Source organism: Fulvivirga marina, from assembly GCF_016775155.1.
GTDB lineage: Bacteria > Bacteroidota > Bacteroidia > Cytophagales > Cyclobacteriaceae > Fulvivirga > Fulvivirga marina.
Map to the genome: position 1 here is coordinate 457,251 of NZ_JAEUGD010000067.1, position 15,086 is coordinate 472,336.

The window sequence follows — 15,086 nt, forward strand, 5'->3', positions numbered from 1 at the left end:
AATGGAACCTTTATAGATAAGGTACGTTCTCCTAATTAAATATTGATATTGAATCTTATGGAAACAAGGAACATAGATAAGAGAGTTATTAACCTTTACATGGAGTCTAATCCTAACCCAAATTCTTTAAAATTTGTGGCCAATTATATGCTTTTACCTGACGGGGTTAGTTATGACTTTCCAAACAAAGAGGCTGCTGCTGAAGCTCCTTTAGCCAGTGAACTTTTCAAATACGACTTCATTGACCGTGTATTCTATATGAGCAACTTCATAACGGTTACAAAAAAGGAAGAGTTTGAGTGGGAAGAGATCAAGGATCAGGTCAAGCAACATATCCAGGTTTTTCTAGAATCAGGTAAACCTATCATAAAAGATACTATCCGGGATGAACAATATGATGAGAACGACTCTGAAACGGTTAAAAAGATTAAAGGTATACTCGATGAATACATAAGGCCTGCAGTAGAGCAGGATGGTGGAGCTATATCATTCCACTCTTATCACGAAGGTACTGTAAAAGTTTTGCTTCAAGGATCATGTAGCGGGTGCCCTTCTTCAACCATTACCCTAAAGGCCGGAATTGAAAACCTTTTGAAAAGGATGCTTCCTGAAATAAAATCAGTGGAAGCAGAAGGAGTATAAAAAAATAATTTCCCATGTTTTGAGGCTATTTCAAGTCAAATTGAATTAGCCTCATTTTTTTATCCACAGTCAGCTTCCTGATTGCTAATGCTTTATTCTGTTATTGGCTGCCATCCCCTGTAGTCTACCCAAAACCATACTTACCAGAGTGCCCGCTGCAGCTTGATCACAAATTGTAATTATCTACAAGACTGTTTATATTCAAATCCGAAAAATTATTAGATTACAGCTTATTTTTTAAATGTGAAGAGCAAAATGGAAGGAACTGAGAAGATCTCCGCAGAACAATTGAAATCATTCCACAACAAAGTAAACGAAGAGGCTGACTCTATTATCCATTATTTCATGGTAGGATACTTTATATTTGGTCTTTTCCTATCAATATTTTACTCCACCTGGGGTTTTGGTATCGTCATGGGTAGTATTTCGCTCGGGCTTTACTTTCTTGCCAAAACTTTTCTTTCAGGGAAGTTGACCTTCAGGCTTATTGTAAGCTTCCTGTTTTGGAATTTTGGTACGCAATTCATCATTCAGCTTCACGGTATGTATGAGATGCATTTCTTCTATTTTGTTTCCTTAACTGTCCTCCTGTTTTATGAAGACTGGAGAGTACTACTTCCTGCTATAATATATGCCATTATCTCCTTTCTGCTGCTTTTTTACATACAATTGAGCGGCTCAGAATATAATATGTATTTTGAAAATCTTCCTGAACTTACTATAAAGAACAGCATACTGCATATCGCTATTTTAGGTTTGTACGCAGGCCTGTGCATACTCTGGTCAAACCTGCAAAGAAGACAGACCGGAGATACGGGTATGAACTTCCTTCAAATGGAGGAGCAACTTAAGCTGATGGACACAAACATTCATTTCTCTGACAGTATAAGTCAGGGAAACCTGAGTGCCAAGTATAATGCCGATCAGGCAGATCGCCTCGGGGAATCACTAATGAATATGCGTGACAGCTTGGTAGAAGCGTCTGAAAGAGAAGCAAAGGAGAAGTTTGTTAACGTTGGCCTGGCCTCAATTGGTGAAATACTAAGAAATAATGCTGAAGACCTCGATATACTATGTGACAAGGTTATTGAAAAACTGGTAAGTTATATGAAAGCCAACCAGGGAGGTATATTTATACTGAATAATGACGATAATACAGACGATACCTACCTGGAACTAACTGCCTGCAGGGCGTATGAAAGAAAAAAATTCATGGAGAAGCGAGTCGAGGTAGGACAAGGACTTGTAGGGCAGGCGGCTATCGAAAAAGAGACTATATATATGCTTGATATACCTGAAGGCTACCTGAACATAACATCAGGCCTAGGGCTGGCAACACCAAATAGTCTTCTTATAGTGCCCCTAAAATCCAATGAAGAGGTTGTTGGCGTAATAGAAATGGCTTCCTTTGAGGAGTTTAGTCCGACTGACATAGAGTTTCTTGAAAAAGTTGGAGAAAGTATCGCATCCACTATTATAAGCACTAAAACTAACCAGACCACAAAAGAGTTGTTGGAACAATCCCGACAGATGACGGAGGAAATGCAGGCTCAAGAAGAGGAGATGCGCCAGAATATGGAAGAAATGCAGGCTACTCAGGAGGAGATGGGACGAACACAAAAGGAACTCACTGCAAAAGAAGCCAACCTCAATGCTTTGATCAATAATACAACGGATTCTATCATCACCATAGACAGAAATTACAAAGTGGTGGTAATGAATGACGTACAAAAATCAAGATACACTGACACCCAGTATGAGGGATTGCAGGAAGGGTCCAATGCTCTTGACATGCTAGGTAGTGTTCGCGAAGAATGGAAAGCATACTATGATAGAGCGATGTCTGGAGAAAGGCTTGACTTCACCATCAAAAGTTCTGTACATGGAGAAGACACATGGAGGGAATATTTTATTAACCCGATAAAAGAAAAATCAGGCAATATCATCGGTGCATCTATATTCTCCAGAGATGTAACGGAAAAGAAACGGATGGAAGTAGAACTGGAAAAGAAAGGCTTCGTTTTGGATACCATGATCAATAGTACTTCAAACACCTATTTTGCTCTGGATGCCCAATATCGGGTCATACTTGCCAATAAAGTTTTACGCGAACGATTCAAAGAGCAGGGTATTACATTAAACCCTGGTGACAGCATACTTGACAAAATGCATGGTGAGGATAAGGAAAAATGGAAAAACCGTTACGACCGAGCACTTAAAGGAGAAAAATTTGCCGTTGAGGAAAAAAGAGAATTAAAGGATAGGGAGTTGTTCATAAGTGTACATTGCGATCCTATTAGAAATGAAGATGGTGAGATCATAGGGGCTACTGTTGTATCGAGAGACATTACTGACCAAAAAGTAGCAATAGATAAGGTAGAAAAGCTGACTGCTGAAATAGCTAAGCTGAAGGGGAAATAGTAGTGGCCAGTACTTTTATTTTTCTTCCTTGGATTCAATTTCAGAACCGCAATAAGACTATAGACATAACAACTAGCCTCTACTCGATTGAGTGATGTAGTGGCTTTGCCTTGATAAGTAGTGCATCATAAAGTTTTATTAGTATTCTTATTAGTCTGTATCTTCAAATGTGGGAGCAAAAGAATGACTGCTCCCCTGGATTCCTTTAGATATTGATGTCATTTTGTATAATGCCAAATACAAAGAAGGGGCGAGAATTAAAAAATTATGGATTCTCCTTAAGTAACCGTTGTATTGCAATGTGATCATACACCTGTTCAAATGCGACATCTCTTCTGAGGGCCTTAAAAGGGATACCAGGACGATATTCTTTTACAGCCTTGAGATGTTCTATTGTACCATCAACATCTCCAGTTTGTGCAAACAACCTGGCCATACTCCAATGCCCCCAGACACTTTCCGGCTCCACATATAACCATATCTCGTTTAAAATCATGGCCATCTCATAATCTTGCCGAGAAGCATAAGTAAAACTAGTCTCAGCACACCTGGCCCATATCATGTTAAGCACACGAAGTGCCATATTACTTTTGTAAACATCACGCTTACCTGCCATACGCTTGAATTGATCAATTTCGTTTTTCCACCAATCCATATCTTTCAAGGAGGTATCGTTACCTGATTTAAAGCGGGTGAAGGTCAGCTCAGTAAATGCTTCGCCCATTTTAAACCTGTAACTCATCTCCAGGCTGTTTAATTTCACTTTCTTACGTTGCTGTTTTTTTAATTCTTTGCTCCTTTCAATAGTCGAAATTTGTTCAGTTATGCTCTTCAAATCAATGTACTCCTGAAAGCTCTCCTCCAAACATTTGTAAATTCTTAATGCTTCAACAAAGTTTCCCTTCTGGAAGACACTATCAGCCCTATATTTCATCAAGTCATATAGTTTTTCATGCGAAAAAGATGAATTTGTCTCCACTCCCCTTCTATAAAACTGAAATTCAAGCCAATACAGTGATTCTTTTAAAAATGAAGCCGGCGGCCATTGATGCCCTGCCGGAAAGATAATGAGATTGTTGGATATGCCTTTTCCCTTCAGGTCTTCAGCTACTTTTAAATGTTCCAGATAATTCATATCCTGATTACCTACCAGGGCACAATAAACAAATTTGCTATTGACTGTAGGCTGATACTGTGGCACGTTAGGGTAACCGGCACCACAAGCTACAATCCCTGCAATTTTATCTGTGATCACAGCCACTGAAGTAGCGATTCTGGAACCGCCTGAAAATCCTGAAGTATAAACCCTGTCAGGGTCAATTGAAAATCTATCAAATATGTCTAAAAATATTGCATCAGCAGCATTAAAAGCTATTTCCCAGGAGCCATTGCGGGAATTGTTTGAACCTATCAAAATGTACCCTAATTCCTCGGCCCCAGACATGAATTTATTCACCGGAAGGCCTCCACGTGCAGCGGGTTCAAAAACGATCATTGCAGGCCACTGATATTGAGGGTTGTAGTTGGAGGGCAAATATAAAGCGTAGCTTTGAGAGGTATCTCCAGCACACCAAACAGTATCAACAACCTGTCCTTTAGGGTATTTCTGAGCATAAAGACTCGTACCTCTAGCGAGAAAGGTTATGATTGTGAGTGCAAAAAGTAAAAGATATAGCTTAAAAAAAAGCCGTTTCATAAGCATGAAAAGGGGTTACTATAAGCAACCCCTTTTATTAGATCAAATTACTCATCCCACCATACAGGTGTCTGTAAATTGGGAGTTTTAATAGGAAGGTTCGCAAGGTTAAGTAGTCGTTCCTCCTGAGGATAAGGTAGTCTTCTGGGTATTTCCCCATTGGTGTTAAAAGCATTAGTACCCCCAGTAACAAAATCTAAAGCCGGATATCCGGTTCTTCTGTAGTCATTCCAAACCACTATGCTTTGAGAGTAAGTAGCAATATACTTCTCATCAATAAGCACCTCAAGTTTATCCGCAGCTGCAGTCCAACGTGCATCAAGATCAGCCTGATATGCCGCTGGTGTCACTGAACCAGTAATCTTGTTGAAAGAAGCATTTACAGCTTCATCAAGTGCAACTTTTGCTGCAGCCTCATCCGGAGCAGCTTTCATCAGATGTGACTCTGCTTCGATGAATTTTACTTCAACGTAGCTCATGAGTACTACTGGGGCAGAACTTACTGTATAGTATCCATTCGCTCCTTCACCAAGTTCAAAAATGTCATTGATAAACAAAGCCTCACGGGTATCATCTGTGGTGAATGCATTGATGAAATATTCACCCATTTTAATGTTACCAGCCCTACTTTGACTAAACTGATATTGAGGGTTGGTTTCATTGGCTCCTGAACCGAATTCCATCTCAAAGTCCTCACCATTAGACGATATAACGTCAGGCAGCATAGTCAATGCATTGTCGTATGCCCCTGCATCTCTCTTCGCCATTTGGAAAGTATACCTCATCTTCAACGAATGCGCTGCTGCAATCCATAAATCTAAATTACCACCAAAGATAAGGTCGTCTGAACCAGGGCTACCCCCTGCACTTTCTGCTGCACTAAGTTTTGCAATTGCATCATCCAGCAATCCAGGGATGATATTTGTGTACAATTGCTCCTGAGTGTCGTAAGTAGGGGAGAAATTTCCTTCATCACCTCCAAAAGCATCGGTATAAGGAACATCTCCAAAAGCATCTGTCAATGCACCAATGCCAGCAGCCATCAGAACTTTGGCCACACCTTCATAATGAGGTGCATTTTGCTCCTGCGACTTTTCAATAATCACATTAATGGTATTCAACGAATTGTGATACATTCTCTGCCACATACCGTCCATATCTGCGTCTCTTATAAGATACTTGTAGTTATCCTGCTGCTGCGCATTTATTCCTTCGAATTGCTGTGTCAACAGCCCACTAATTCTTACCATCTCCCCACCAATAGCCCATGAAAGTGCTGCCTCGCCTGAAGGCAACAATGCTGACATAGCTACATCAGTAGGTACTGCTGGATCCACATTGGTATCCCCAAACTCGCAAGAAGTCATCATTGTAAAGGCAAAACATAAGATGAATAATTGTTTATATATCTTTTTCATAATTATCATTCTTTAAAAAGTGAGATTAACATTTACGCCATAGCTCTTGGTGTTAGGGTTATTGAAATAATCATACCCAATAACGTTACTTGAGTCTCCTGTCAGGTTGGTTTCTGGGTCAATACCTGTATAATCCGTAATCAGGAAGAGGTTTCTGGCTGTTAAGCCAACACTTACAGCGCTGAAAGGTAACTTGCTCAATGCACTTGAAGGCAGGTTATAGTTAAGAGAAACGTCCCTCATTCTTATCCATGAACCATCTTCTATGGTGAGCTCAGTAAGGTTTACAAACCCATAGTTCTGATAGTAGTTTGTACCTCCGTCTGTTCCTCCCTTAACAACCTCAATGTTATTCGGAGTTGCTGTAGGGGTTATTGAACCATCGGTGCCAACCTCTCCAAGTACACCAGGGAAAATAACTCTCTCATTTCTGTCAAGAGTTTCCTCACCTACTCCAAAATTATTTAACACCCCTTTAGTACCGTTATACACATCACCTCCCTCTCTAATATCCAGCAAGAAGCTAAGTGTAATACCTTTATAGCTAAAGGTATTTCTAAAGCCAATCTGGAAATCAGGATTCGGATCACCAACAATTCCCTGTGTAGAGTCTTCAAAAGGCATTCCATCATCAGGGTTTATCACCATTTGACCATTCTCATCTCGAAGGAATCGGCTTCCGAAGAATATTCCGAAGGGCTCACCTTCTGCTATACGCTGCGTTCCAAAAGGGTCAATAGTTATAAATGGAATCCCCTCAGCCAATTTTTCAACCTTATTTCTGATTCGAGTGAAGTTTAATGCTACGTCATAGGTAAAGGCATTATTATCGATGATGCTTGCAGTAAGTGCCGCTTCGATCCCCTTATTGGTTAGCTCAGCCGAGTTTACCGCTCTCTGCTGCCATCCACTCGCACTTGGGATCGTTATATTAAGAATGGCATCAGTAGTGGTTGCATTAAAATAGGTAAGATCTAAACCAATTCTTCCATCAAAAAACTGTAAGTCCGTTCCAAATTCTATGGTAGTTGTAGTTTCAGCCTTGAGCTCGTTATTACCCAACAATGAGTTAGGATTAAATGCATTAATACCTAGCGCAGGGAAGATTACACCCTGAGGAGTAGTCCACCCATCACGAACTCTTGATTGAACGAAGCCATTATTGGTAACAGCAAATGGAGCATCATTTCCCACCTGTCCCCATGAGGCTCTAAGTTTACCATATGAGAAGAAACTGCTACTAACTCCAAATGTCTGGGTAAAATCCCAACCTACACTGGCTGCAGGGTAGAAAAATGAGTTATTTTCTTCAGGAAGTGTTGAGGACCAGTCATTTCTACCGCTCAAGTTCAGGAAGAACTGGTTATCGTAGTTTAAGGTCACCGTTCCGAACAAGCCATAAAGCTCTCTTCTTGTAACCCCCTCAGAAACATTCACTGCTGTAGCACTGGCAATATTGAAAAAGCCTGGTGAAGCCAACCCTTGCCCATCTATTCGATTAATATGGATATCCTTTTTGTAATAATTATGACCTACAGTAGCATTGAAATCAAACTTCTCTGAAAATTGCCTCTTAAAAGTCATTAAGAAATCTGAGTTGATATCCTTGCTGCGAATAGTCATATTGATCACCTGCCCTACTGGCACACTAGATGAATTAACATCATTTCTAAATATCCTATCATCACCGTAAGTATCTACTCCCAATCGATAGGTTACATTAAGCCATGGAGCCGCATCATATGACAACTGGGTATAACCGATGATCCTGTTTACTTCATCTGTAGTGAAGTTTTTATTTACAGTAAAGTATGGGTTATCATAAATACTTCCTCCACGATAGGCTCTTTGCGAACCGTCTTCAAAGATGTAACCGGCACTATTATCAAACGATGGTGATGTCCGTAGAAGCCCGAGCATAACCCCAGAGGTGTTAGACCCATTCTGCACACGCTTTCCTCCTGACTGAATGTAATTCGCTGATAAAGTAGCTGTAAAGTTTGTGAAAAGCTCTGCGCTGGTTGTTGCCCTGAAACTCGTTCTGGCAAAATCGCTGTTTGGCATGATACCCGTTTGGTCTAGTCGACCTACAGAGAAAAAGTAACTGGTTTTTTCTGTACCGCCGGAAACACTTAAGTCATGGGTCATGTTAGAACCATTCTCAAAGAAGTCTTCCGCATTATTATAAGAATTAGGAACTCTGTTGGTAGCCCTTGGATCACTTGCCGTTACAATCAGTCCGTTAGGGTCCCAAACAGAAGATTCATTGGCATATCTCAAACTAGAGATTAAAGGCCCCCAACTCTGGCTTTGGGTTGATCCGGTCATGGCAGCCTGAAAAGTTGGGACACCTCCTTGCACCGATCCCTGTGCGTATTCAGTTTGCAGATCAGGAAGTTTATTAACCTTATCAATACTATAGCCAAATGAATATTTCACTTTGGCAGCAGAATTTCTCGAACCCTTTTTTGTAGTGATCACCACTGCTCCATTAGCAGCCCGAATACCATACAGAACAGTAGCCGCTGGTCCTTTCAAAACAGTTAGAGAGGCAACGTCTTCCGGGTTAATATCAATCGCCCTGTTAGAGTTAGTCACACCACCCGATCCAAGGCTGGATACGTCATCTTCAGGGGAATCAAAAGTGTTGAATGTCGAGTTATCAATGGGAATACCATCAACTACGAACAGAGGGCCGTTGCTTCCTTGAACGGACTTGTTACCTCTAATACGAATTTGTGCTGCAGCACCAGGGGCTCCTCCCGAACTTGTAACCTGAACACCTGCTACTTTTCCACTAAGAGCTGCTACGAAGTTATTTTCACCTGAGTTCTTAACTTCATCAGCATTAACATTTTGAATGGAGTAGCCAAGTTCTCGTTTGTTAGCTTCAATACCGGCAGCTGTAACAACCACCTCACTCAACTGAGTTATGTCAGTGGTAAGGGACACATCTATAACGGACCTGCCTGATACCGGAACTTCCTCAGTGAGAAATCCAATAAATGAAAACAGTAACTCTGCTTCATCTGGAACTGTAATTTTGTAATTACCATCAAAATCTGTAATTGTTCCGGTGGTAGTACCTTTTACCAGAACATTTACTCCGGGTAATGTACTGCCGTCCTCTTCAGAGGTTACTTTACCAGACACTACCCGCTCCTGTGCCCATGCTACAGGTATGGATAATACCACAGCAAAACACAATAGTAAAATCTTCTTCATACAATATTGGTTTAATTGAGAATTTAAGTAAACCACAGACCGGATTAAGTCCGATACTATGTATGATCAAGGTAAGAAGGGATAAGATAGCATAAATCACTCATTATGGAGGAAAAGGTATGCATGTGAGTTATTTTAATAAATGCTTAAAACAGCACAAAAACAACTGTTTTCAAAAAAAACGCGATTACACAACGAATAATACCCCAATTTGGGTTAATAAAACTCCATAAATCATACCTACTTATAGGGTAATACTACCTTATTTTTATTTTCTGTTTTTTGTTTCTATTGGCTAAATAGACTCCCAAGATGATTAAAACAAGCCCCAAATAATGTCCTATGTAAAGTCTTTCCCCATCCAATAGTCCCCAAAGCACTGCTATTATTGGTATCAGATATGTCACGGAGCTGGCGAAAATAGGAGAGGTGATTTTAACGAGCTGATTGAATAAAATCAACGCCAGGGCAGTACCCATTACTCCTAATACAACTACTGCTCCTAATGAGAAAAGTGCTCCATCAACCGTTTGCACGGTATTAGCAAAATTTGTAAAAACAAATAAATAAGTAATGGCAACGGGTCCAACAATAAGCAAGGATACACTGGTAATAGCCATTGCAGTAAGATCGGGCATTTTAAACTTGATGATGTTAAGATTTGCCCCGTAAAATATAGTAGCAAGCACTACATAAAGCCCATAAAGATTAAACTCCGAGACATTACCTCCTGAACCAGCCAGAATAAGTGCCGCCGTACCTAAAAAGCCGGTAATGAGACCAATAGCGGTTTTAGCTGTAATCTTTTGGGTAAAAAACAAAGCCCCCAAAATCATTGTAAAAAGTGGCGTAAGCGCATTAATTATCCCTGCCACGGAACTGGGAATATGTGTTTGCGCTTTAGCAAACAAAAATGCCGGTAGGAAACTTCCAAACATGCCTACAGAAAACAAGAATATCCAGTGCTTCTTTTGCACAGTCTTCAACCGGCTTATGCCAAATGGTAATAGAAACAATGAAGCAGAAACTATTCGAATAGCTCCAACCTCACCTGCCGAAAAGATATCCAAACCTCGCTTGATCAAAATAAATGAACTGCCCCAGATAAGAGCCAGTATCAGTAATAACCCCCAAGCCAGTAGATTAGGGTTGTTTTCTTTAGTCATAAGACAGTGGTGATTTAAAAAATAACCTGATCCTTGCGACCAGTATCTTGGCAAAGATAATGATGATTACCCCAGATGAAGAACCCAAAAATTGCTATTATGCGTAGACCTCCTCAAAAGTTTCGCTAATCTCGTCCAATATATTAATGAGCTCTAAATGAGATTCAGACTCTACCAGTCTTGTTCTAAAAGGTTTAAAATTAGGAATACCTCGGAAGTAGTTAGTATAATGGCGCCGCATTTCAAAAATTCCCGTAAGTTCTCCTTTCCATTCTACGGAGAAGTTGAGGTGCTTCTTAGCTACAGCTACTCTGTCTGCCATTGCCGGAACTGGTAATTTGGATCCGGTTTTCAGAAAGTGTTTAACTTCATTGAAGATCCATGGGTAACCAATGGCAGCCCTACCGATCATAATCCCGTCAACACCGTACTTATTCTTGTATTCAAGTGCTTTTTCCGGAGAGTCTATATCCCCATTGCCAAATATAGGTATATGAATATCTGAGTGATTTTTCACCTCGGCTATTTTAGTCCAATCAGCCTCACCCTTATACATCTGCTTACGTGTGCGACCGTGAATGGTAAGGGCCTGAATTCCTACATCCTGTAGTCTCTTGGCAACCTCCACGATCCTAATGGTACTATCATCCCAGCCCAATCTGGTTTTTACGGTTACAGGAAGAGATACCTGCTTTACGATCTCCTCAGTCATCTTCTGCATTTTAGGTATATCAAGCAGAATACCCGCCCCGGCGCCTTTGCATGCCACTTTTTTCACGGGACACCCATAATTTATATCTATCATTTCGGGCTGTGCTTCTTCTGCTATTGCTGCAGCCTCTCTCATAGATTCTATCTTGTCACCGAAGATTTGTATGCCAATCGGGCGCTCATAGTCATATATATCAAGCTTCTGGACACTCTTTTCTGCATTGCGGATGAGTCCTTCCGAAGAAATAAATTCTGTAAACATTAGGTCAGCACCATTTTCTTTACAGACTGCCCGGAAAGGTGGGTCGCTAACATCCTCCATTGGGGCCAGTAATAAGGGGAACTCACCTATCTCTACATTTCCTATCTTAACCATTAACCTAATGCTTAATTTTACTGAAGTGATTTTAAAATAAACTGTAAATTTACGCCAAATGAGCAATACAAAGCAAGCTCAAAAAGTTATGCAGAGCTTGTTATTACTTATTTAACCTTAACTATGAGCAAATTTGATAATAATATACACCTATCTGAAGGCAGAAGTTCCGCTGCCTCAGTAATTTTTATTTTTGGCCTGTCATTACTTGGTGCTCTTATTGGCTCACAGATAGGTATTTTTTTAGCTATCCCTTTCTACCCTGGGTCTATGATGGAGATGTTGCAAGCACTTGCCAACCCTACTGGAGATTCTTCATTACGCATTCCCTTATATATAAGTCAGGGTTTTGGCACACTCTTAGGCATGATTGTCATCCCATTTCTATACTTAAGGGTCAGAGAAAATAAGGATTTAAGTATATTTTTCAGCAAACCAATTGGTTGGCTTCCCATAGCACTGACCTTTGGAGTAGTGATGACTTTCATGATTGTAAACTCCATATTTATAGAGTGGAATGCTAATATTCACTTTCCTGAGTTTATGAAAGGTTTTGAACAGTGGGCTCGTGCCAAAGAAGATACATTAGCAGAGATAACCTTGTTTATCACCAAGTTTGAACGCCCACTTGACTTTGCCATGGCGTTCTTTGTAATTGCCATACTAGCGCCACTAGGTGAAGAACTCCTTTTCAGAGGGTTTATTCAGAACGAATTACATACAGCGACCAAAAACATCCACATAGCAATTTGGGTATCGGCCATACTTTTTAGTACTATACATATGCAGTTCTTCGGTTTTATACCCAGACTGCTTTTAGGCGCCCTATTTGGATACCTATATTATTGGGCAGGAAATCTATGGATTCCAATCACTGCTCATTTTGTTAATAATGGTTTTACAGTAGTCGTTCTTTACCTTCACCAGCAGGGAATTGTAAGTTTCGACATAGAAAATACTGAGTCTGTACCTTTGTCTACTGCCTTAATATTCGCTATTATTACCGTTGGACTATTATACTATTTCAGGAGTTATTTTTTTAGAAGAACAGTTTAAATGAAAGGATGGCAAAAAGTATTTGAAACGGATCAATCCTACCATGCAGAAATTGTAAAGGATGTTCTGGAAGAAGTCAACATCACTCCTGTCTTAATTAATAAAAGAGACTCATCCTTAAATAACTTTGGGCAATACGAGGTACATGTAGCGTCTGAGGATGTGTTACGTGCGCTACAAATAATAAAAAATGACATCGATTTTAAATAAGTACAGTAATTTAACACAAAGGATTATTGCTGCCCTGGTTGGAGCGCTAATTATCATCAGCGGAATATGTTACAGCGAATGGACCTATTTCATCATCTTCATTTCAATTTGCACTGCCACCCAACTCGAGTTCTACAAACTGGTAGGACTGGATGGTATGCTTCCTTTAAAAACTTTCGGGACTTTCTGTGGTCTTTGTATTTTCACTTTATCGTTCTTTATAGAAAGTGGGCGAATTCATGAAAAATACTATTTTGCTATTTTCCCAATAGCTACTTTAATTTACCTGATCTATCTGTACAAGAAAAAAGAGATAAAACCTTTCAGAGGAATTGCTTTCACCTTTTTGGGCATACTATATGTTGCCATACCCTTTTCACTTCTAAATACGGTTGCTTTTTTTCCCGGCGAATACACTTTCGAGTTAATCTTGGGGGCATTGCTAATCTTGTGGGCCAATGATACCGGTGCTTATTTTGCTGGTGTAAGGTTTGGGCGCCGAAAATTATTTGAAAGAGTCTCTCCCAAGAAGTCATGGGAGGGTAGTGTCGGAGGCTTGTTCCTGGCTCTGGCTATGGCTTACGGGCTTCATTACACCACCGATGTATTGATGCCCTGGCAATGGCTGTGTGTAGGTATCATCATTGTTATCGGCGGTACTTATGGAGACTTGGTAGAATCCCTGTTCAAAAGAAGTATAGAAATCAAAGACTCAGGCAGATTGATACCCGGACATGGAGGATTCCTTGACCGCTTTGACGGCCTCTTGCTTTCTGCACCTTTCCTAACTACTTTCTTGAAAATCTTTTAAGGTTTGCCGCTTTGAATGATATATATTTCTTTAAATTTGCAATCGTTTTAATAACCAAAAAACAAAACATATGGGTTATATAGAGCCTGCACCCCTAAAGGATGAAAAGAATCCTTTTGAAGCAATGATGTCAAGGTTTCACATTGCTTCTCAAATACTAGGAATTGACGACGAGGTCTACAATGTTCTAAAATCTCCTGCCAAACAAGTTATTGTTTCACTACCTATAACCATGGATGATGGTTCCATCCGGGTATTTGATGGATATCGAGTTATACATTCAAATATTCTTGGACCTTCAAAAGGTGGTATTCGCTTTGACCCGGGAGTAAATATTGATGAAGTAAAGGCTTTGGCAGCCTGGATGACCTGGAAATGTGCTGTAGTGGATATTCCTTATGGAGGAGCCAAAGGTGGTATTCAGTGTAATCCAAGAGAGATGTCATCAGGGGAGATTGAGCGTTTGATGAGAGCATACACTTTATCAATGGTAGAAATCTTCGGCCCTGACAGAGATATACCTGCTCCTGATATGGGAACTGGCCCTAAAGAAATGGCTTGGTTAATGGACGAATACTCAAGAACTCAAGGCATGACCATCAACTCTGTAGTAACCGGAAAACCTTTGGTGCTTGGAGGATCATTAGGAAGAACTGAAGCTACAGGTAGAGGGGTTATGGTGTCTGCACTAGCAGCCATGGAAAAACTTAAAATTAACCCTTACAAAGCTACTTGTGCTGTTCAAGGTTTTGGAAACGTTGGTTCATTTGCAGCTCTTTTACTGGCCGAACGTGGAGTAAAAGTAGTAGCTATCAGTGACCTTTCAGGTGCATACCACAATGCCAATGGAATTGATATTCAGGCTGCTATTGAATACAGGAATAGTAATAACGGTACACTTACTGGTTTCCCTGGAGCGGAAATGATTGGCGGAGATGAAATCCTAAGCCTCGAAGTAGATGTACTTGTACCTGCCGCAACAGAAGACGTGATCACTTCACAAAACGTGGAGAGCATTAAAGCAAAATTGATTGTTGAAGGTGCAAATGGCCCTACATCAGCAAAAGCAGACAATGTGATCAACGATAAAGGTATTATGGTTGCCCCTGACATTCTTGCTAATGCTGGCGGTGTTACCGTATCATATTTCGAATGGGTACAGAACCGTCTGGGCTACAAGTGGACTGGTGAACGTGTAAACAGACGTTCGGACAGGATTATGAAAGACGCTTTCGATAATGTATACAACACTTCAAAAGAGTATAATGTATCTATGAGAATCGCTGCTTACATAGTTGCCATCGATAAAGTAGCAAAGACTTACAAGTATCGTGGTGGTTATTAATTGTAATTA

General features: G+C 40.3%; 11 protein-coding genes. 6 read left to right on the forward strand and 5 right to left on the reverse strand.

Features of this window, described 5'->3' with window-relative positions; translation table 11 throughout:
• Positions 1-57: 57 nt before the first annotated feature.
• Positions 58-642 carry a NifU family protein gene (locus tag JMN32_RS26150; RefSeq protein ID WP_202859366.1) on the forward strand — a complete coding sequence of 195 codons (585 nt, stop codon included), beginning with the start codon at positions 58-60 and terminating at the stop codon, positions 640-642.
• 255 nt (positions 643-897) lie between these two features.
• Positions 898-3,063, forward strand: a complete 2,166-nt coding sequence (locus JMN32_RS26155) for a PAS domain-containing protein (protein WP_202859367.1) — start codon at positions 898-900, stop codon at positions 3,061-3,063.
• A gap of 265 nt (positions 3,064-3,328) precedes the next feature.
• Here JMN32_RS26155 and JMN32_RS26160 read toward each other — a convergent pair whose 3' ends face one another.
• The 5 genes from JMN32_RS26160 to dusB form a co-directional block, all read right to left on the reverse strand.
• A complete protein-coding gene (locus tag JMN32_RS26160) occupies positions 3,329-4,759 on the reverse strand; it encodes a hypothetical protein (protein ID WP_202859368.1) in 1,431 nt (476 codons plus the stop codon).
• Positions 4,760-4,806: 47 nt separating this feature from the next.
• Positions 4,807-6,177, reverse strand: coding sequence for a SusD/RagB family nutrient-binding outer membrane lipoprotein (locus JMN32_RS26165; RefSeq protein ID WP_202859369.1), 1,371 nt, complete (start codon positions 6,175-6,177; stop codon positions 4,807-4,809).
• Positions 6,178-6,189: 12 nt separating this feature from the next.
• Positions 6,190-9,402: a SusC/RagA family TonB-linked outer membrane protein gene (locus tag JMN32_RS26170; protein WP_202859370.1), complete on the reverse strand. Its 3,213-nt coding sequence runs from the start codon at positions 9,400-9,402 to the stop codon at positions 6,190-6,192.
• A 257-nt stretch (positions 9,403-9,659) separates the two neighbouring features.
• Positions 9,660-10,568: a DMT family transporter gene (locus JMN32_RS26175; RefSeq protein WP_202859371.1), complete on the reverse strand. Its 909-nt coding sequence runs from the start codon at positions 10,566-10,568 to the stop codon at positions 9,660-9,662.
• 97 nt (positions 10,569-10,665) lie between these two features.
• Positions 10,666-11,655 (reverse strand): tRNA dihydrouridine synthase DusB, encoded by a 990-nt coding sequence (dusB, locus tag JMN32_RS26180; protein ID WP_202859372.1) that lies wholly within the window; start codon positions 11,653-11,655, stop codon positions 10,666-10,668.
• Positions 11,656-11,778: 123 nt separating this feature from the next.
• On the opposite strand from dusB, the gene JMN32_RS26185 reads away from it, so the two are divergent.
• From JMN32_RS26185 to JMN32_RS26200, 4 genes are all read left to right on the forward strand, one after another.
• Positions 11,779-12,711, forward strand: coding sequence for a CPBP family intramembrane glutamic endopeptidase (locus JMN32_RS26185; RefSeq protein ID WP_202859373.1), 933 nt, complete (start codon positions 11,779-11,781; stop codon positions 12,709-12,711).
• Positions 12,712-12,921, forward strand: a complete 210-nt coding sequence (locus tag JMN32_RS26190) for a putative signal transducing protein (protein WP_202859374.1) — start codon at positions 12,712-12,714, stop codon at positions 12,919-12,921.
• Positions 12,902-13,732, forward strand: coding sequence for a phosphatidate cytidylyltransferase (locus tag JMN32_RS26195; RefSeq protein WP_202859375.1), 831 nt, complete (start codon positions 12,902-12,904; stop codon positions 13,730-13,732). Before JMN32_RS26190 ends, JMN32_RS26195 begins: the two co-directional genes overlap by 20 nt.
• A 70-nt stretch (positions 13,733-13,802) precedes the next feature.
• Positions 13,803-15,077: a Glu/Leu/Phe/Val family dehydrogenase gene (locus tag JMN32_RS26200; protein WP_202859376.1), complete on the forward strand. Its 1,275-nt coding sequence runs from the start codon at positions 13,803-13,805 to the stop codon at positions 15,075-15,077.
• Positions 15,078-15,086 lie beyond the last annotated feature (9 nt).